This is a genomic window from Streptomyces sp. NBC_01689 (assembly GCF_036250675.1).
In the GTDB taxonomy this organism is placed as follows: domain Bacteria; phylum Actinomycetota; class Actinomycetes; order Streptomycetales; family Streptomycetaceae; genus Streptomyces.
The window spans coordinates 4,750,307-4,768,847 of the sequence record NZ_CP109592.1 but is presented as its reverse complement, the minus strand read 5'-3'; the positions used below and the strand labels follow the sequence as shown (position 1 = coordinate 4,768,847).

Sequence of the window (18,541 nt, the reverse complement as noted above, 5' to 3'; positions counted from 1 at the left end):
ACGGGCGTCGCGGGCAGTGCGGCAGGGGGCCAATTGGAGGCTGATCTTCTGGGTCCGGGGCGGATGTCGGTGCAGGGCTCTAGGCTGGCCGGGTGTCCAAATCGCCGGTGAGAGCACAGGCCAAGGGGGCTGGGCGGGTGGTGGTACGTCGCGATTCCGCTGTGGGCGAACAGGGCCCCGATGGAAGCACGAAAACGACAAAGGGGGCAGATTCTTCGCCGGTGAAACCGACGGTGAAGAAGGCCGCCAAAAAGGCGACAGCCACGACGAAGAAGGCGACAGCGACGGCCAAGAAGGTGACGGCGACGATCAAGAAGGTCACTCCCTCGAAGGCCGCGGCGAAGAAGACGGCTCCGGCGAGGGCGACGGCTGCGGCGGAGGATGCGGCTCCGGCGCAGGCGCCGACCCCCGCGAAGAAGACAGCCGCGGTGAAGAAGAAGACAGCCGCGGCGAAGACGACCACCGCGGTGAAGAAGACGGCTGCCGTGAAGAAGACGGCCGCGGCGAAGAAGACCGCCGGCGTGAAGAAGGCCGTCCCGGCCAAGAAGCCGCTCGTCGCCGAGCCGTCCACCGCCCTCGTCCGCAGAGCCCGCCGGATCAACCGCGAACTCGCCGAGGTCTACCCGTACGCCCATCCGGAACTGGATTTCGAGAACCCCTTCCAGCTGCTCGTCGCCACGGTCCTGTCGGCGCAGACGACCGACCTGCGGGTGAACCAGACGACTCCGGCGCTCTTCGCCAGGTATCCCACCCCGGAGGACCTCGCCGCCGCGAACCCCGAGGAGGTCGAGGAGATCCTGCGGCCGACGGGCTTCTTCCGGGCCAAGACCAAGTCGGTGATAGGGCTCTCCAAGGCGCTGGCCGAGGAGTTCGGGGGCGAGGTCCCCGGCCGTCTCGAAGATCTCGTCAGACTCCCGGGCGTGGGCCGCAAGACGGCCTTCGTGGTGCTCGGGAACGCCTTCGGCCGGCCCGGCATCACCGTGGACACCCATTTCCAGCGGCTCGTACGGCGCTGGCAGTGGACCGAGGAGACCGAGCCCGACAAGATCGAGGCCGCCGTCGGCGCGCTCTTCCCGAAGAGCGAGTGGACGATGCTCTCCCATCACGTCATCTTCCATGGCCGCCGTATCTGCCACGCCCGCAGACCGGCCTGCGGCGCGTGCCCCATCGCCCCGCTCTGCCCGGCGTACGGGGAGGGCGAGACGGACCCGGAGAAGGCGCGCAAACTCCTGAAGTACGAGAAGGGCGGCTATCCAGGCCAGCGCCTCAACCCTCCGCAGGCCTATCTGGACGCCGGTGGCGTCCCGGCGCCCCCGCTGGGTGCCGGATGACGGCGGGCGCGACGGCGGACGGTGAGAGGGACGGGGAACGGGGGTGGCTATGACGGGCGCGAGCGACACGCACCGCGGGCACATGGAGACGCACGACATCGACAGGTACGACGAGCCCGGCACCGGCGCGACGCACGGCCGGCCCGGCACACAGCCGATTCCCGGTGCCCATACGACGCGTGGCGCGGCACCCGGTGACGGCCCCGGCCCGGCGGCCGGCGCCGCCGCCGTTCCGGTGACCCCCGTTCCGGTGACCAAGGAGGGGCTGCCCGCCTGGCTCGACCCGGTGGTGCACGCCGTCGAGACCGTCGAGCCGCTCCAGCTGAGCCGCTTCCTGCCGCCGGCCGACGGCGCGGGACGGCAGTCCGCCGTCCTCGTGCTCTTCGGCGAGGGCGCCCGCGGTCCCGAACTGCTCCTCATGGAGCGCGCCGGCTCGCTGCGCTCGCACGCCGGACAGCCCTCCTTCCCGGGCGGCGCCCTGGACCCCGAGGACGGCGACCCGAAGGGCGACGGGCCGCTGCGGGCCGCGCTGCGCGAGGCCGAGGAGGAGACCGGGCTCGATCCCGCCGGCGTCCAGCTCTTCGGCGTCCTGCCCCGCCTCTACATCCCGGTGAGCGGCTTCGTGGTCACGCCCGTCCTGGGCTGGTGGCGCGAGCCGACCCCGGTCGGCGTGGTCGATCCGGCCGAGACGGCCCGGGTCTTCACGGTCCCCGTGGCGGATCTCACGGACCCCGCGCACCGTGCGACGACCGTGCACCCGAGCGGCCACCGAGGTCCGGCATTCCTGGTCGAATCGGCCCTGGTGTGGGGCTTCACCGCAGGCATCATCGACCGTTTGCTGCACTTCGCGGGGTGGGAGCTGCCCTGGGACCACGAGAAGCAGGTCCCGCTCGACTGGCGCGCGTGACAGGGTGTCGTTCGTGAACGTGCTGGACATCCTGCTGCTGGTCGCCGCCGTGTGGTTCGCGATCGTGGGCTACCGCCAGGGCTTCGTCGTCGGCATCCTGTCGGTGATCGGCTTCCTGGGCGGCGGTCTCGTCGCCGTCTACCTGCTCCCCGTCGCCTGGGACGCCCTCACCGACGACGCCACGGTCAGTACGACCGCCGCCGTCGTGGCGGTCGTCGTCGTGATCGTCTGCGCCTCCGTGGGCCAGGCCCTCACGACGCACCTGGGCAACAAGCTGCGCCGGTACATCACCTGGTCACCGGCCCGCGCCCTGGACGCGACGGGCGGCGCCCTGGTCAACGTGGTCGCGATGCTCCTGGTGGCCTGGCTGATCGGCTCGGCGCTCGCCGGTACGACGCTGCCGACGCTCGGCAAGGAGGTCCGCGGCTCGAAGGTGCTGCTCGGCGTGTCGCGCGCGCTGCCCTCCCGGGCCGACACCTGGTTCGCCGACTTCTCCTCCGTCCTCGCGCAGAACGGTTTCCCCCAGGTCTTCAGCCCGTTCGCGAACGAGCCGATCACCGACGTCCAGCCCCCCGACCCGGCGCTCGCCAACAGCCCCGTCGCCGTCCGCGCGCGGGACTCCATCGTCAAGGTGATGGGAACCGCGCAGAGCTGCGGCAAGGTCCTGGAGGGCACCGGCTTCGTGTTCGGCAACCGCCGGGTGATGACCAACGCGCACGTGGTCGGCGGCGTCGACGAGCCCACCGTCCAGATCGGCGGCGAGGGCAGGAAGTACGACGCCAAGGTCGTCCTGTACGACTGGGAGCGCGACATCGCCGTCCTCGACGTACCGAACCTGACCGCGCCGGCCCTGCGGTTCACCACCGGGGACGCGGGCAGCGGAGACAACGCGATCGTCGCGGGCTTCCCGCAGAACGGCGCGTACAACGTGCAGCCCGCGCGGGTGCGCGGCCGGATCACGGCCAACGGACCCGACATCTACCACCGCAAGACCGTGCGCCGCGACGTCTACTCACTCTTCGCGACGGTCCGTCAGGGGAACTCCGGCGGCCCGCTGCTCACGCCCGACGGCAAGGTGTACGGAGTGGTCTTCGCGAAGTCCCTCGACGACGCCAACACCGGATACGCCCTCACCGCCGACGAGGTGCGGCCGGACGCGGACCGGGGCCGTACGGCCAACCAGCAGGTCGACAGCGACAGCTGCGCGCTCTGACGGGGTCTCATGTACCGCTCCGCCGACCGGACGACCCGGGTGACCGGGTCGCCGGGCGGTGCGGTGGTTCAGCCGCGTGGATGGCGCAATCGCACCGAGACCCAGCGGGCCCGACGGCGCAGAATGCGCGGGATTCCTACCTGAAGACCCGTGCCCTGAAGCTGCGGGGTGCCCCTCTGATGGGAGCTCAGGCCCGTCGCCGAGCGGCGGTTGCGTGGTGCGTCACTGTAGTCGTGCGTCCAGCCCATACCCCGACGTGTGCCCCTGCCCCAAGGTCGATAACCGCTCCATGAGGCCCCAATTGGCCTATGCGCGAGGCATTTGGCTGTTCGTAGGACAGACGTTCCCCTTTGCGCACCGGGAGCGATCGGGCGGTCACCGAAGGGGGCCGTCGGCTGGCTGAAAACGGCCTACCGGTCGGGCTCGGGATCCTTCAGCCAGTTGATGAGTTCGGTCGAGAACGCCACCGGGTCCTCCTCGTGGGGAAAGTGCCCCAGACCGTCGAACAGCCGCCAGCGGTACGGCGCTTCGACGTACTCCCCGGAGCCCGCGGCGCTCCGCGTCCGCATGACGGGGTCGAGCGACCCGTGCAGATGCAGCGTCGGCACCCGGACGGGCCGTTTCATCCGCCGGTTGAACTGGATCCCGTCCGGACGGGCCATGGACCGCACCATCCACCGGTACGGCTCGATGGAGCAGTGCGCCGTGGACGGGATGCACATGGCGCGGCGGTACGTGTCCACGGCCTCGTCGTCGGGCAGCCGCGGCCCCGACCAGTCCCGCAGCAGACGGCCTACCAGGGCACCTTCGTCCGCGACGAGTTGGCGCTCCGGGATCCAGGGCCGCTGGAACCCCCAGATGTACGAACTCGCGGAGGTCTGCCGCACGTCGGAGAGCATCGCCGACCGCCAGCGGCGTGGGTGCGGCATGGAGGAGACGACGAGGCGGCGCACCAGCTTGGGGCGCATCGCGGCCGCCGTCCACGCCAGATACCCGCCCAGATCGTGTCCGACCAGCGCGGCGTCGGGCTCGCCGAGGGACCGTACGACCCCGGTGATGTCGAGCGCGAGGTTCGCGGGGTCGTAGCCGCGCGGGGTGCGGTCGCTCCCGCCGACACCCCGCAGATCCATGGCCACGGCCCGGAACCCGGCGTCGGCGAGCGCCCCCATCTGCCGGCGCCAGGTCCACCAGAACTGGGGGAACCCGTGCAGCAGCAGAACGAGGGGCCCGTCGCCCGTCTCGGCGATGTGGAAGCGCGCGCCGTTGGCGGCGACGTTCCGGTGGGTCACCTCGCGGCCGCCGGGGATGTCGAGGCGTACGACCGAGGTGGGTTGCGCCGATGGAGTGGCGGGGTCCGTCATGAGGATGAGCGTGCCACAGCTTCCAGGGAGTCCTCGACCGGCGCAGGCCGGGGGTGCGGCTTGGCGTTCTGCAGGACGCCCGCCGTCTCCTTCACCGAGGCCGCGACCTTCTGCGGGCCCTTGCCCTTCTTGGCCTTCTTCGCGAAGACCACACCGATCAGCGCGAGGACGCCGGCGACCAGCACGTTCGCCGCGAACGACAGGACGAAGCAGATCGCGAGGTTCCAGTGGGTCCAGGTCCGGATGCCGTACGCCAGGGCGAAGCTCAGCATGGGGAGGGAGAAGATCAGTACCGCCCCGGCCACCGCGAACGCGCCACCGCTGACCGCACCGCGCTTGACGTCCCGCTTGAGCTGCGCCTTCGCCAGTGCGATCTCGTCGTGCACCAGTGCGGACATCTCGGTCGTCGCCGAGGCGACCAGCTGGCCGATGCTGCGTTCGGCGCCGACCGGGCTGCCGTCGGGTGCGCTCATCGCGGACTCCCTCTTCTGCATGTGTCTGCCGTCTGGCTTCTGCGGGTGTTTGTGTCGTCTGGTCAGATCATGCCGGACGGCCGTTCTCCTCGCTTGCCCCGCCCGCCACTTCGGCAAGCCTTCGGTGCTCGGCGGCCTTGCGTTCGTGGATCTCGGCCATCCGCAGGTGGTAGGCCGGGTTGTCCTGTTCGTAGATGTCGGGGATGCCGTCGCTGTCCTCGTCGCGTTCCTCCGCCTCGCACAGCGCACGGTACTTGGCGTTGCGGATCTTCAGCAGTGTCGTGGCAAAGACGGCCGCGACGAGCGAGCCGGCCAGGACGGCGGCCTTGACCTCGTCGGTGAGCACCGGGTCGGCGGTGAAGGCCAGTTCGCCGATGAGCAGGGAGACGGTGAAGCCGATCCCGGCGAGGCTCGCGACGGCGAAGACGTCGGGCCAGGCCAGGTCGTCGCTGAGCGAGGCCCGGGTGAAGCGGGCGGTGAGCCAGGTGCCGCCGAAGACGCCGACCGACTTGCCGACCACGAGCCCAAGGACGACGCCCAGTGTCTCGGGCCGGGTGAACACCTCGCCCAGCGCCCCGCCGGAGACCACGACCCCGGCGCTGAACAGTGCGAAGAGCGGCACGGCGAGTCCGGCGGAGAGCGGCCGTACGAGATGCTCGACGTGCTCGCCGGGGGAGTGCTCCTCGCCCTCGTGCCGGTGGCAGCGCAGCATCAGGCCCATGGCCACGCCCGCGATGGTGGCGTGCACGCCGCTGTTGTACATCAGCCCCCAGATGGCGAGGGCGAGCGGCAGGTACACGTACCAGCCCCGCACGCCCTTGCGCAGCAGCACCCAGAACACGGCGAGTCCGGCGACGGCCCCGCCGAGGGCCGCGAAGTCGAGGGTGTCGGTGAAGAAGACCGCGATGATCAGGATCGCGAGCAGGTCGTCGACGACGGCGAGGGTGAGCAGGAAGGCGCGGAGGGCTGACGGCAGGGAGGTGCCGATGACCGCGAGCACGGCGAGCGCGAAGGCGATGTCGGTGGCGGTGGGCACGGCCCAGCCGGCCAGGGAGCCCCCGCCCGCGGCGTTGGTGAGGGCGTAGACGAGCGCGGGTACGGCCATTCCGCAGACCGCCGCGGCGACCGGCAGGAGCGCGGCCTTCGGGTCGCGCAGGTCCCCGGCCACCAGTTCGCGCTTGAGTTCGATACCGGCGACGAAGAAGAACACGGCGAGCAGCCCGTCGGCCGCCCAGTGCCGCACGGACAGGTTCAGCCCGAGGGCTCCGGGACCGAAGTGGAAGTCGCCCACCGTGGCGTAGCTGTCCCGCAGGGGGGTGTTGGCCCAGATCAGCGCGGCGATCGCGGCGAGGAGGAGGAGTACGCCGCCGACGGTCTCGGTCCGCAGTGCCTCCGCCACGAAGTTCCGCTCGGGCAGCGACAGCCGCCCGAGGAACCTGCGGTTGTCGGTGGTGGTGCGGGGACGGGGCGCGGCCACGGCGGGACCTCCGGGTCGGTACGACGCGCTGACGACCGTCAGGCGGGATCGCCGACGACGTTGCCGACCAGACTTCCCGGCACACCCTGAGGCCTCAGTTTACCTTGGCATTACAGCCGGATAATGCGCCATACGGACATTCGACACCAATGGGTTCCGTGGAGGGTGCCGAAACGCGAGTGTGGGAGGCACGCGAGGTGCCTCCTACACTCGGGCGGGCCGTCGGGCCGTCGGGCCGTGGAGCCCTCAGTCCTCGCTGGGCGCCGCCGGCAGCTTCTCCTGGATCAGGTCCATGACCGTGGAGTCGGTGAGCGTGGTGACGTCCCCGAGCTCCCGGTTCTCCGCCACGTCGCGCAGCAGCCGGCGCATGATCTTCCCGGACCGGGTCTTCGGCAGCTCCGCGACGGGCAGCACCCGCTTGGGCTTGGCGATCGGCCCCAGCGTCGCCCCCACGTGGTTGCGCAGGTCGGCGACGAGCCCGGCGTCGTCCGCGGAGGCCGTTCCGCGCAGGATCACGAACGCCACGATGGCCTGTCCGGTCGTCTCGTCCGCCGCGCCGACCACCGCCGCCTCGGCGACCGCGGGATGCGACACGAGCGCCGACTCGACCTCCGTCGTCGAGATGTTGTGCCCGGAGACCAGCATCACGTCGTCGACCCGTCCGAGGAGCCAGATGTCCCCGTCCTCGTCCTTCTTGGCGCCGTCCCCGGCGAAGTACTTCCCCTCGAAGCGGGACCAGTACGTGTCGAGGAACCGCTGGTCGTCACGCCAGATCGTGCGCAGCATCGAGGGCCACGGCTCGGTCAGCACGAGGTACCCGCCGCCCCCGTCGGGGACCTCCCGGGCCTCGTCGTCGACGACCGTCGCCGAGATGCCCGGCAGCGGCCGCTGCGCCGATCCCGGCTTGGTCTCGGTGACGCCCGGCAGCGGCGAGATCATCATCGCGCCGGTCTCGGTCTGCCACCACGTGTCCACGATCGGCGTCCGGTCCGCGCCGATGTGCTTGCGGTACCAGATCCACGCCTCGGGGTTGATCGGCTCGCCCACGGATCCGAGGACCCGCAGCGAGGACAGGTCGAACTTTGCGGGGATGTCGTCGCCCCACTTCATGAACGTACGGATCGCGGTGGGCGCGGTGTAGAGGATCGTCACCCCGTACTTCTGCACGATCTCCCAGAACCGGCCCTGGTGCGGGGTGTCCGGGGTCCCCTCGTACATAACCTGCGTCGCACCGTTCGAGAGCGGCCCGTACGTGATGTACGAGTGCCCGGTGACCCAGCCGATGTCGGCCGTGCACCAGTAGACGTCGGTCTCCGGCTTGAGGTCGAAGACGGCGTGGTGGGTGTACGAGGCCTGCGTGAGGTAGCCGCCCGAGGTGTGCAGGATGCCCTTCGGCTTCCCCGTCGTCCCGGACGTGTACAGGATGAACAGCGGGTGCTCGGCGTCGAACGCCTCCGGCGTGTGCTCGGCGGACTGGCGCTCGACGATCTCGTGCCACCAGACGTCGCGGCCCTCGGTCCAGTCGACCTCCTGCCCGGTGCGCCGGACCACCAGCACCTTGTCGACCCCGTCGACCCGGCTCACCGCGTCGTCCACGGCCGGCTTGAGCGCGGACGGCTTGCCGCGCCGGTAGCCGCCGTCGGAGGTGATGACCAGCTTGGCGTCGGCGTCCTGGATACGGGTGGCGATCGCGTCCGCGGAGAACCCGCCGAAGACGACGGAGTGCGCGGCCCCGATCCGGGCGCAGGCCAGCATCGCGACGACGGCCTCGGGGATCATCGGCAGATAGACGGCGACCCGGTCGCCCTTGCCCACGCCCAGCTCGGTCAGCGCGTTGGCGGCCTTCGAGACCTCGTCCTTCAGCTCGGCGTAGGTGATCGCGCGGCTGTCGCCCGGCTCGCCCTCGAAGTGCAGGGCGACGCGGTCGCCGTTGCCGGCCTCGACGTGCCGGTCCACGCAGTTGTACGCGACGTTCAGCTTCCCGTCGGCGAACCACTTGGCGAACGGCGGGTTCGACCAGTCCAGCGTCTCGGTCGGCTCGGTGGCCCAGGTCAGGCGGCGGGCCTGCTCGGCCCAGAAGCCGAGCCTGTCAGCCTTGGCCTGCTCGTACGCCTCCGCGGTGACGTTGGCGTTCGCTGCCAGGTCGGCGGGCGGCGCGAACCTGCGCTCTTCCTTCAGCAGGTTGGCCAGGCTTTCGTTGCTCACGACATCTCCCTTTCCCAGGGTGTCCGTTGTGTCCCAGGCCACAGCTCATCAGACCAGGGGCCCCGGTGACAAGGGCCGACCCCAAATTGGTTTAGACCTGTTAGGGGCCGGGCTTGTCCTGTGGTCCTCCAGTCTTCCCCCGGCGCTCACGCCGCGACCTACAGGGGTACGTACGCGGTGGCCCCGTCCACGCCTGGTCCACGCCCGGTCGACTCCGGGTCGGCTATGGGGCGGTCCCGGGGGTGCTCCTGCGTGACGAGGACTCCGTACTCCGAGGCACGGACGGCCGCCCGTCGGGGTTCACCCGACGACGACCGAAACGGGCAGGTTCCCTCGATTCCTCGCCCCGCCGCGATGGTGCCGGTCGGGGTCAGGTACGTCAGCCCGTCCGGCGTTCGAGGACGAGCCCTTCGGGCGACGGCGGGGGTCCAGGGGGCGCAGCGTCCCTGGCGGAGCCCCGGGTGTCGGGTCGGGCAGGGGGGCGGGGCGAAGAAAGGCCCGCCCCGACAACGCGGTCGAAAACAACCCACGTGGACGACGCAAGCCGTGCGGCCCCGCCGCCGGGGCCGCACACCGTGCCCGATTCACACGGGACGCCGCAGCTCCTCCTCCGCCCCGACATGATCGAACAGCTCGTCACCGTCCCGGTCGACCAGCAGATACGCCTGTGCCTCCCCGACGTGGAAATACATCCCGTGCAGTTCGAGCGCCCCCTCCCGCAGCGCGCGCGTCACGGAGTCATGCGCCCGGAGATGCTCCAACTGCTGCACCACGTTGGTCAGACACAGCTGTTCCACCGCGTCCGCCGGCGCCCGTCCCGCGAGCCCGGCCCCCGGCCGTTCCCCGGCGGCCATCCGCTCCAGGCTCGGCAGCCCGTGCCGCAGCCACCGCCGCAGGGGTGTCTGCGCTCCGCCGGGGTCGGAGTTCAGCAGGGCCTGCATGGCCCCGCACCCGGAGTGCCCGCACACCGTGATGGACCGCACGTGCAGCACGTCCACCGCGTACTCGATCGCCGCGGCCACCGAGTCGTCCCCGCTCTCCTGCCCGGGCCTGGGCACGAGGTTGCCCACATTGCGCACGACGAAGAGATCGCCGGGGCCGCTCGACGTGATCATCGAGGTGACGAGCCGGGAGTCGGCGCAGGTGAGGAACAGCTGTGACGGGCTCTGTCCCTCTCGCGCCAGCCGTGCCAGCTCGTCCCGGACCAGGGGCGCGGTGTTGCGCTGGAAGGCGCTGATGCCCCGGGCGAGTCGATGGTCGCTGTGCCCCCGCCGGCCGTCCGCGTCCGCCCCGCTCGGTCCGGAGGAAGCCGTGACGTCGCCCGGCCCGCCGGAACCGTCCGAACCGGCCGCCTCGTCGGACCCGTCCGGTCCAGCGGTTCCGCCGGGCCGGCCGCCGGGGGATCCGGACTGGGGGTTGGCGGAGGGCTCGCAGTGGTGGTTGCGCCAGGGTGTCCAGGGCCGGCAGCGGCAGTGCGCGGAGCCGGAGGGCTCGGCGATCCGGGCACCGCTCCGGCCGGTCAGCTCGACCGTGCCGCCCTGCGCGAGATGCGACTGCTGCCAGTCGTGCAGCGACTCGTACGCCGCGTGGTCCATGAACGAACCGTCCAACTCGACGACGGCGGCGGCGCCCCGGGGCACCAGGTGCAGGGCGCGGCTGAGCCTGGGCACCGCGAGGAAGGTCAACTGGCCGCAGACATGGATGTGATGGACCTCGTCCCTCTCCTCGTGGGTGATGCGGGTGCGGGCGAGGCGGTGCATGGCGACGACGACGGCCACGGCGACTCCCAGCGCCACGCCCTCCAGGACGCCGAGGAGCACGACGCCGAGCGTGGTGACCGCGTACACCACCACCTCGCGGTGGCGGGTGACCGTGCGGATGTGGTGCAGCGAGACCATCTGGATGCCGACGGCCATCACCAGGGCGGCGAGGGACGCGAGAGGGATCAGCTCCAGGATCGGGACCATGAGCAGCGCGGCGATCACTACGAGAACGCCGTGCAGCATGGTGGAGTTCCGGCTCACGGCACCGGCCTGCACGTTCGCCGAACTGCGGACGGCGACCCCGGCGACGGGCAGTCCGCCGAGCGCTCCGGAGACGGCGTTCGCGGCGCCCTGCCCGAGCAGTTCCCGGTCCAGCCGGGAGCGGCCCACCCGGGTCTGCAGCTCGGGTCGCGCGGACACGAGCTTGTCCACGGCCACCGCTCCGAGCAGCGACTGCACGCTGCACACCAGTGTGGTGGTGAGGACGGCGGCGGCGATCCCGAGCACCGGCCCCTCGGGCAGCCCGGCCAGGGCGTGGCTGCTCCATGAGGGCAGGTCGACCTTGGGCAGGACGATTCCGGTGAGCGAGGCGGTCGCGGTGGCCCCGGCGACGGCGACGAGCGCGGCCGGGACGGTGCGCAGGATCCGTCCGACCCGCCCGGGCAGCCGTGGCCAGGCGAACAGGAGGGTCAGTGTCAGCAGGCTCATCGACACCGCCCCGGGATGGACGCGGGTCAACTGCGCGGGCAGTGCCCGGAAGTTCTCCAGGACGGAGCTCTGCGGGACGCCGCCCAGGACGACGTGCAGCTGGGCGACGGCGATCGTCACGCCGATCCCGGCGAGCATGCCGTGCACGATCGCGGGGCTGACGGCGAGTGCGGTGCGGGCCACGCGCAGACAGCCGAGGCCCAGTTGAGCGATGCCGGCGAGGACGGTGATGGCGCAGGTCGTGCGCCATCCGTAGCGGTGGATGAGCTCGGCGGTGACGACCGTGAGCCCGGCGGCCGGCCCGCTCACCTGGAGCGGTGAGCCGCCGAGACGGCCGACGACGATTCCGCCCACGGCGGCGGCGACGAGCCCCGACTGGAGCGGGGCGCCGGTGGCGAGGGCGATACCGAGGGACAGGGGCAGTGCGATCAGGAAGACCGCGATCGATGCGGACAGGTCGGCGCCCGCGATACGGAACCGGCGGGGCGGGACCGGCGGGCGGCTGTGGGGCGGGTGGTTGCGCTCGGGCCGAGTCGAGTCGGCGGCGCGGGTGGGGACGCAGGCAGACATTCCCGTCTCCTCCGGGGCGGCGCGGTCGCGGAACAGGTGGTCCCCCGGGCCAGGGAGGCGGGGGGGCGGATCGCGGCCGTGGGTCACGGCGTACAGCGGCGGGATCTTCAACGATCGGTAAATAGATCGTAATGCAGAGTAAAGGCCTTCTGGGGATTTTCCTCGCAAATGGGGCAATAAATCACTCTCGGGGGTGAAGGGGGTATTTCATCGGCTCGTCTTACTTATCTGGTCCCGGTCTCGTGCGACGTTGGCGGCGCTGTCGGTATTCGCTGCGGATCTCGCAGGGCGCCCTCGACGGCGGCGCCCCGACCGAAGGAAGAAGGTGGGCGGAGATGGCCACGACCCACAGGATCGCCGCGGGGGTGGCACTGGCCGCGGTCTGCGGCGCGGCGCTCGTCGGGTGCGGCACCGGTGCCACCGGTTCCAAGGAGGGCGCGCACGGTCCGGCGGCGGCCGTGCCGGGGGCCGCGGGACCGCAGGGAGCCCCCCGGCTGATCGGCGACGGCTCCACCGCGTACACCGGGGCGCAGCCGCACCTGCCCGCTCCCGACAAACTGAAGCCGGGACAGAAGCCCCCGCAGTTCGTGGTCTTCTCGTGGGACGGCGCCGGTGAGGACGGCCGGAAACTCTTCTCGCACGTCCGGAAGGTCGCCAAGGCCAACCGGGCGACGATGACGTACTTCCTGAGCGGTGTGTACCTCCTTCCGGAGAGCAGGCGGGAACTGTACCGGCCGCCGGGCCACTCGCCGGGCACCTCGGAGATCGGCTTCAACGACGCCGAGGGCATCAGGAACACGCTGGGGCAGCTGCGGGGCGCGTGGCTGGACGGCAACGAGATCGGTACGCACTTCAACGGCAACTTCTGCGGGCCGGGCGGCGTCAGCGAGTGGTCGGTGGCGGAGTGGAGGAGCGAGATCGCCCAGGCGAAGTCGTTCGTGAGGTCCTGGCGGACCAACACGGGGATGAAGGACGTCCCCTCGCTGCCCTTCGACTACGACAAGGAGCTCATCGGCGGCCGCACACCGTGTCTGGAGGGCCGGAAGAACTTCGTGAAGGCCGCCCGGCAACTGGGCTTCCGCTACGACACGAGCGGTGTCGCCAACCAGGTCTGGCCCAGCAGGAAGGGGGGCCTGTGGGACCTGTCGATGCAGCTCGTACCCTTCGCCGGCCACTCCTACGAGCAGCTCGCCATGGACTACAACTTCATGGTCAACCAGTCGGGCACCCTGACCCAGGGGGACCCCGCCAAGCGGCGGACCTGGGGCGACGAGGTCCGGGACAGCCTGCTCAAGGGCTTCCGGCGCGCCTATGACGGCAACCGCGCCCCGCTGATCATCGGCAACCACTTCGAGTCCTGGAACGGCGGCACCTACATGCGCGCCCTCGACCAGGTCATCGAGAAGGTGTGCACGAGGGCCGACGTGCGCTGCGTCTCGTTCCGCCGGCTCGCCGACTGGCTCGACGCCCAGGACCCGGCCACGCTGGACAAGCTGCGTGGCCTCAACGTCGGGCAGGCCCCCAAGCAGGGCTGGGCGTCCTTCCTGTCCAGGCGCCCGGCCCCCGCCCCGAAGGGGGTCCCCGGGGCGCCGGCGGTCAGGCCGTAGCCACCAGCCCCTCACCGAGGACGAACCCGGGGTCGACCTGCGCCGCCAGGTCCGCCCCGGTCCTCTCGTTGGCCCAACTGCTCGCGTTCTTCAGGTGGAAGTGCACCATCTGGCGCGTGTAGCGCTCCCAGTCCCGCAGCTCGTACGTGGCGTCCGCGGCCTCCTGCAGGGTGCGCAGGGAACGGCGGTTGGCGTCCTCCAGGTGCTCGAACCGGGGCGGACGGCCCTTCTCCATGGCGCGCACCCAGTCGGAGTGCCCGACCGTGACCAGCAGGTCGTTCCCGACCTCGGCGCGCAAGAAGTCGATGTCGTCCTGGCTCTGCACCTTGTTGCCGACGACCTTGAGTGCGACTTTGAAGTCGCGGGCGTACTCCTTGTACTGGCGGTAGACGGAGACCCCCTTCCGGGTCGGCTCGGCCACGAGGAACGTCATGTCGAAGCGGGTGAACATGCCGGACGCGAAGGAGTCGGAGCCCGCGGTCATGTCGACCACCACGTATTCGTCGCGGCCGTCGACGAGGTGGTTCAGGCAGAGCTCCACCGCGCCGGTCTTGGAGTGGTAGCAGGAGACTCCGAGATCGGCCTCGGTGAATGGGCCGGTGACCATCAAACGGGCGTCGCCGCCGTCGAGTTCCACCGGGCGCGCGCAGGCGTCGAACACGGGGTTGTTCTCCCGCACCCGCAGCAGCCTGGACCCCTCGCCGGGCGGGGTCGTCTTGATCATCGTCGCGGCGGACGCGATCCGCTGGTTGGAACCGCGCAGGTAGTCCTTGATCAGGGGCAGTCGCGCACCCATGGCGGGCAACGCGACGGCCACCTCCTCGTCGAGCCCGAGTGCTGCCCCGAGGTGCTGGTTGATGTCCGCGTCCACCGCGACGACCGGCGCGCCCGAGGCGGCGAGATGGCGGACGAACAGGGCGGACAGCGTGGTCTTGCCGCTGCCGCCCTTCCCCACGAAAGCAATTTTCATGTTCACCAAGCGTAGTGGGTCAGTGGCTCAACGTGTTCGGGCGGGGTGAAGAAGACCACTCCTTCGTGGGGCGGGCGGCGGGGTGCGTAGTGTCGTACTCATGAGTACGACAGGCGCGACCGCCGATCCGCTCGCGACCCTGGCCTCGCTGCCCGGGGTGGCCGAATCCGTGGAGTCCGTCCGCAAGGCGGTGGACCGGGTCTACGGGCACCGGATCATGCGACGTCGCAGCAACGAGATCACTTCCGAGGCCGCGCTGCGTGGTGCACGCGGCTCCGCGGCGCTGTCCGGGGCCGACTGGGCTCTCGAAGAGGTGCGCCGGCGCACCGACTTCAGTGGGGACGACGAGGCGCGCACGGTCGGCGCGGCCCTCCGGCTGACCGCCGAGTCCGGCCAACTGCTGTCCATCTGGCGGCAGTCGCCCCTCCGGGTGCTGGCGCGGCTGCACCTGGTCGCGGCAGCGGACGGGGAGGACGCGGTCGGCCGGCCGCGCCAGGACGGCGAACCGGTCGACGAGCCGCTCGTCGAACTGCCGCTGCCGGGCGCGGCCGAGGTGGCCGGCCGGCTGGAGGGGCTCTCCCGGCTGATCATCGCGGGCGGCGCGGCCCCGGCCCTCGTCACGGCGGCCGTGGTGCACGGCGAACTGCTCGCCCTGCGCCCCTTCGGCACCCACAACGGCCTGGTCGCCCGGGCGGCGGAGCGCATCGTGCTGATCGGCAGCGGCCTCGACCCGAAGTCCGTCTGTCCGGCGGAGGTCGGTCACGCCGAACTCGGCCGCGCGGCCTACGTGGCCGCCCTGGAGGGTTATGTGTCGGGCACCCCGCGCGGCATGGCGGCCTGGATCGCCCACTGCGGCGAGGCGGCCGGACTGGGGGCCAGGGAGTCGACGGCCGTCTGCGAGGCGCTTCAGCGCGGCGCGGCGTAGGTCCCGGAACAGGGTTGCGGCGGTACGAGTTCTCGTACCGCCGCTGGCATGCTCACCGGGTTACCAAGCGTCCTCGATGTGTTGCCCATCAGGTCGGGAACTGCTGCCCGTCACCTGGTGCGGCTGGCCCGTAATCGACGGGTCGACGTCGCGTGGGTGCCTGGTGTCCATGCTCGGTCCGTGGGGCCTTGGTTGAGTTTTAAGGTGATCCTTTCGGATGTCCTTGGTCTCGCGGGCCGTTAAAACCTTTCTACTCCAGGTCCGGAGGAAGCGGAACCCCTGACCGCACTTCTTTACTTTTAGGTTCAAAGGCCTCTGAATCGGGCGGGACCGGGCGGGAATCGCGCCCCCGCTGCGCGGACAGATATGTCCCGCGCGACAGCCTCCCGCCGCCGTGGCGCGCCGCTGTCACGACGCCGTGGCGCGCCGTCTGCTCGCGTACCAGACCAGTCCGGCCGTGGCCGCCGCCGCACCTATCGCCGCGGCCGCGACGAGCGCGGGGCGCGGCGGGACCGACAGCGCGGGCAGCCGCTGCTTGAGCCGCACCGGACGGTGGAAGTCCAGGACGGGCCACCCCCGCGCGACCGCCTCGCGCCGCAGCGTGCGGTCCGGGTTCACGGCATGGGGATGTCCGACGGACTCCAGCATCGGGACGTCGGTCGCCGAGTCGCTGTACGCGTAGCACCGCGCCAGGTCGTATCCCTCGGACGCGGCCAGCTCCTTCACGGCCTCGGCCTTCGTCGGCCCGTAGGCGTAGTACTCCACCTCCCCGGTGAAGCAGCCGTCCTCGCCCACGACCATCCGGGTGGCCACCACCCGGTCGGCGCCGAGCAGCTCCCCGATGGGCTCGACCACCTCCGCTCCCGACGTGGACACGATCACGACGTCGCGTCCTGCGGTGTGGTGCTCCTCGATGAGCGAGGCGGCCTCGTCGTAGATGATCGGGTCGATCAGATCGTGCAGCGTCTCGGCGACGATCTCCTTGACCTGCTGGACGTTCCAGCCGCGGCAGAGCCCGGACAGGTAGGAGCGCATCCGTTCCATCTGGTCGTGGTCCGCGCCGCCCGCCATGAACACGAACTGGGTGTACGCGGTGCGCAGGACGGCCCTGCGGTTGATCAGCCCGCCTTGGTAGAACGACTTGCTGAACGTGAGCGTGCTCGACTTCGCAATGACCGTCTTGTCCAGGTCGAAGAAGGCTGCTGTGCGAGGCAAGGAGTGGTTTTCCACGAGCCCGAGCATAGGCGCCCGCCATTCGGGCTAGTGTGGGGCGCGTGGGTTTGCCTGAGAGGGCTCTCGGGTACACCATGGAAGTCACGGATCGTTCGCGACCGTGCTAACCCGGTCCGACTCCTCCCCCCCCGAGTCGGCCGTGGGGACGACCCCCGCTCTCCCCCCCGGCGGGGGTCGTCGCATGTCCGGATGGGTTTTCACCCTCCCTTGCGTGACCCTGAACCCCTCTTGTCGCCGCTGCGCCGGTCCCTTCGGCATGCGCATGATTCATCACTGTGGGTAGTCGGTCCGCTGCTCCGCGGAAGTCGTACACAGGCTTCCGCTAAGGGTGAAGGCGATATTCACAACCACTGAGTTGTCCACAGTTATCGACCAAGATCCACACGATTTTCCGGATCGCTGCACCGTGATTCCAGCGCGTCCCGCTCGCGGCGAGTTCCTCGCGGCGAGTTCACGGCCGGTTCCGTTTGTGGGACGCGTTTGGCCGGTTCGTGTCGGCCGTTCATATGGAGGCCGCTCGTCGGTTCTCCGTACGGACGGGAATCACGGGTCCGCGGGCAACCTCGCGGGCTCCGTGCGGGAAGCAGCGAAGGGGGCTGGAGATCGTGGCGGGAGCCATCACACACGACGAGCCGCCCGCCGCCGACGGGCGGCAGGGCGGACCACTGATCGTCACGGAGGACGTCGAACTCCTCGACGACCTGCTGCGGCTGTGCGCGGCGGCGGGCGCGAGGCCGGAGGTGCACCACGGTGTGCCCGAGCGCGGAGGGAGCTGGGAGGCGGCACCACTGGTGCTGGTCGGTGACGACGCCGCGCGGCGGGTGCGCGGCGCCGCGCGCCGGCGCGGGGTGGTGCTGGTCGGGCGGGACCAGGACGACTCGGGTGTCTGGCGGCGGGCCGTGGAGATCGGCGCCGACCATGTCCTGATGCTGCCCGACGGCGAGCAGTGGCTGGTCGACCGCATCGCCGACGTGGCCGAGGGCGTCGGGCGCCCGGCCCTCACGGTGGGCGTGATCGGCGGCCGGGGCGGAGCGGGGGCGTCCACGCTCGCCTGCGCGCTCGCCGTCACCTCGGCGCGCGAGGGGCGCCGCACCCTCCTCGTGGACGCGGATCCCCTGGGCGGCGGACTCGACGTACTGCTCGGCGGAGAGGCGGTCGAAGGCCTGCGCTGGCCGGCGTTCGCCGCCTCCCGGGGCCGGGTCGGCGGCGGCGCGCTGGAGGAGTCCCTGCCCGAACTGCACGCGCTGCGCGTCCTCAGCTGGGACCGGGGCGACTCCGTCGTCGTCCCGTCGCAGGCGGTCCGCGCCGTGCTGGCCGCGGCCAGACGGAGGGGCGGCGCGGTCGTCGTGGACCTGCCCCGCCGCGTCGACGACGGTGTCGCGGAGGCGCTGGCCCAGCTCGACCTCGGAGTGCTGGTCGTCCCCGCCGACCTGCGCGCGATCGCGGCGGCCGGACGGGTGTCGTCCGCGGTCGGCATGGTCCTGCGTGATCTGCGCGTGGCGGTCCGGGGCCCCTACGCACCGGGGCTCGACGACCGCGAGGTGGCACGGCTGCTGGGACTTCCCCTGGTGGGTGAGGTGCCCGCCGAATCACCGCGGCCGGACACCGGCGTGCCACCCGGCGGAGCGGTACGAGGCCCGCTCGCCCGGTTCTGCGCCACCTTCTGGGAGCGGGTGGCGAGGGAGGGCGGTGGCTCGTGAACCGGGACATCGACACGAGGACACACCGCGGCGTGACCCTGGGCGGACCCACGGCACCGGGCCGGCCCGAGGACCCGGCGGAGCGGCCACGGCGGACG

General features: G+C 71.2%; 14 protein-coding genes. 6 read left to right on the top strand and 8 right to left on the bottom strand.

The genetic code is table 11. From position 1 onward, the window contains the following. The first annotated feature begins 221 nt into the window (after window positions 1-221). The 3 genes from nth (at window position 222) to OG776_RS20185 (ending at window position 3,451) form a co-directional block, all read left to right on the top strand. On the top strand, window positions 222-1,331 hold the full coding sequence (gene nth / locus OG776_RS20195; protein WP_443077276.1) for an endonuclease III: 1,110 nt from the start codon (window positions 222-224) through the stop codon (window positions 1,329-1,331). Between the two features lie 235 nt (window positions 1,332-1,566). Next, window positions 1,567-2,238, top strand: a complete 672-nt coding sequence (locus OG776_RS20190) for an NUDIX hydrolase (protein ID WP_148012443.1) — start codon at window positions 1,567-1,569, stop codon at window positions 2,236-2,238. A gap of 13 nt (window positions 2,239-2,251) precedes the next feature. Then, complete coding sequence (locus tag OG776_RS20185; RefSeq protein WP_329322005.1) at window positions 2,252-3,451, top strand: MarP family serine protease; 1,200 nt, start codon at window positions 2,252-2,254, stop codon at window positions 3,449-3,451. A 68-nt stretch (window positions 3,452-3,519) separates the two neighbouring features. Here the strand turns inward: OG776_RS20185 and OG776_RS20180 are convergent, their stop codons facing one another. From OG776_RS20180 to OG776_RS20155, 6 genes are all read right to left on the bottom strand, one after another. After that, on the bottom strand, window positions 3,520-3,699 hold the full coding sequence (locus OG776_RS20180) for a hypothetical protein (protein ID WP_148012357.1): 180 nt from the start codon (window positions 3,697-3,699) through the stop codon (window positions 3,520-3,522). Between the two features lie 162 nt (window positions 3,700-3,861). Further along, window positions 3,862-4,812: an alpha/beta fold hydrolase gene (locus OG776_RS20175; protein WP_329322002.1), complete on the bottom strand. Its 951-nt coding sequence runs from the start codon at window positions 4,810-4,812 to the stop codon at window positions 3,862-3,864. Then, entirely contained in the window at window positions 4,809-5,285 is a 477-nt protein-coding gene (locus tag OG776_RS20170; protein WP_329322000.1) for a phage holin family protein, read from the bottom strand. The genes OG776_RS20175 and OG776_RS20170 overlap by 4 nt, the downstream gene beginning before the upstream one ends. 67 nt (window positions 5,286-5,352) lie before the next feature. Next, window positions 5,353-6,762: a Na+/H+ antiporter NhaA gene (gene nhaA, locus OG776_RS20165; protein WP_329321998.1), complete on the bottom strand. Its 1,410-nt coding sequence runs from the start codon at window positions 6,760-6,762 to the stop codon at window positions 5,353-5,355. 246 nt (window positions 6,763-7,008) lie between these two features. Next, window positions 7,009-9,009, bottom strand: a complete 2,001-nt coding sequence (gene acs / locus OG776_RS20160; protein ID WP_148012353.1) for an acetate--CoA ligase — start codon at window positions 9,007-9,009, stop codon at window positions 7,009-7,011. Between the two features lie 542 nt (window positions 9,010-9,551). Then, window positions 9,552-12,008: a bifunctional SulP family inorganic anion transporter/carbonic anhydrase gene (locus OG776_RS20155; protein ID WP_329321996.1), complete on the bottom strand. Its 2,457-nt coding sequence runs from the start codon at window positions 12,006-12,008 to the stop codon at window positions 9,552-9,554. Between the two features lie 335 nt (window positions 12,009-12,343). Here OG776_RS20155 and OG776_RS20150 point away from each other — a divergent pair, with 335 nt between their 5' ends. Then, the gene (locus OG776_RS20150; protein WP_148012351.1) at window positions 12,344-13,615 is read left to right on the top strand and encodes a hypothetical protein; all 1,272 of its coding nucleotides are present in this window, start codon (window positions 12,344-12,346) and stop codon (window positions 13,613-13,615) included. Here the strand turns inward: OG776_RS20150 and OG776_RS20145 are convergent. Continuing rightward, the gene (locus tag OG776_RS20145) at window positions 13,605-14,585 is read right to left on the bottom strand and encodes an ATP-binding protein (protein ID WP_329321994.1); all 981 of its coding nucleotides are present in this window, start codon (window positions 14,583-14,585) and stop codon (window positions 13,605-13,607) included. The genes OG776_RS20150 and OG776_RS20145 overlap by 11 nt on opposite strands. A 100-nt stretch (window positions 14,586-14,685) precedes the next feature. Between OG776_RS20145 and OG776_RS20140 the strand changes: the two genes are divergently transcribed. Continuing rightward, window positions 14,686-15,510, top strand: a complete 825-nt coding sequence (locus OG776_RS20140; protein ID WP_148012349.1) for an oxidoreductase — start codon at window positions 14,686-14,688, stop codon at window positions 15,508-15,510. Window positions 15,511-15,918: 408 nt separating this feature from the next. On the opposite strand, the gene OG776_RS20135 is transcribed toward OG776_RS20140, so the two are convergent. After that, the gene (locus tag OG776_RS20135) at window positions 15,919-16,752 is read right to left on the bottom strand and encodes an HAD family hydrolase (RefSeq protein WP_148012348.1); all 834 of its coding nucleotides are present in this window, start codon (window positions 16,750-16,752) and stop codon (window positions 15,919-15,921) included. A gap of 596 nt (window positions 16,753-17,348) precedes the next feature. Here OG776_RS20135 and ssd point away from each other — a divergent pair. After that, window positions 17,349-18,443, top strand: coding sequence for a septum site-determining protein Ssd (gene ssd, locus OG776_RS20130; protein ID WP_148012347.1), 1,095 nt, complete (start codon window positions 17,349-17,351; stop codon window positions 18,441-18,443). The last annotated feature ends 98 nt before the right edge of the window (window positions 18,444-18,541 follow it).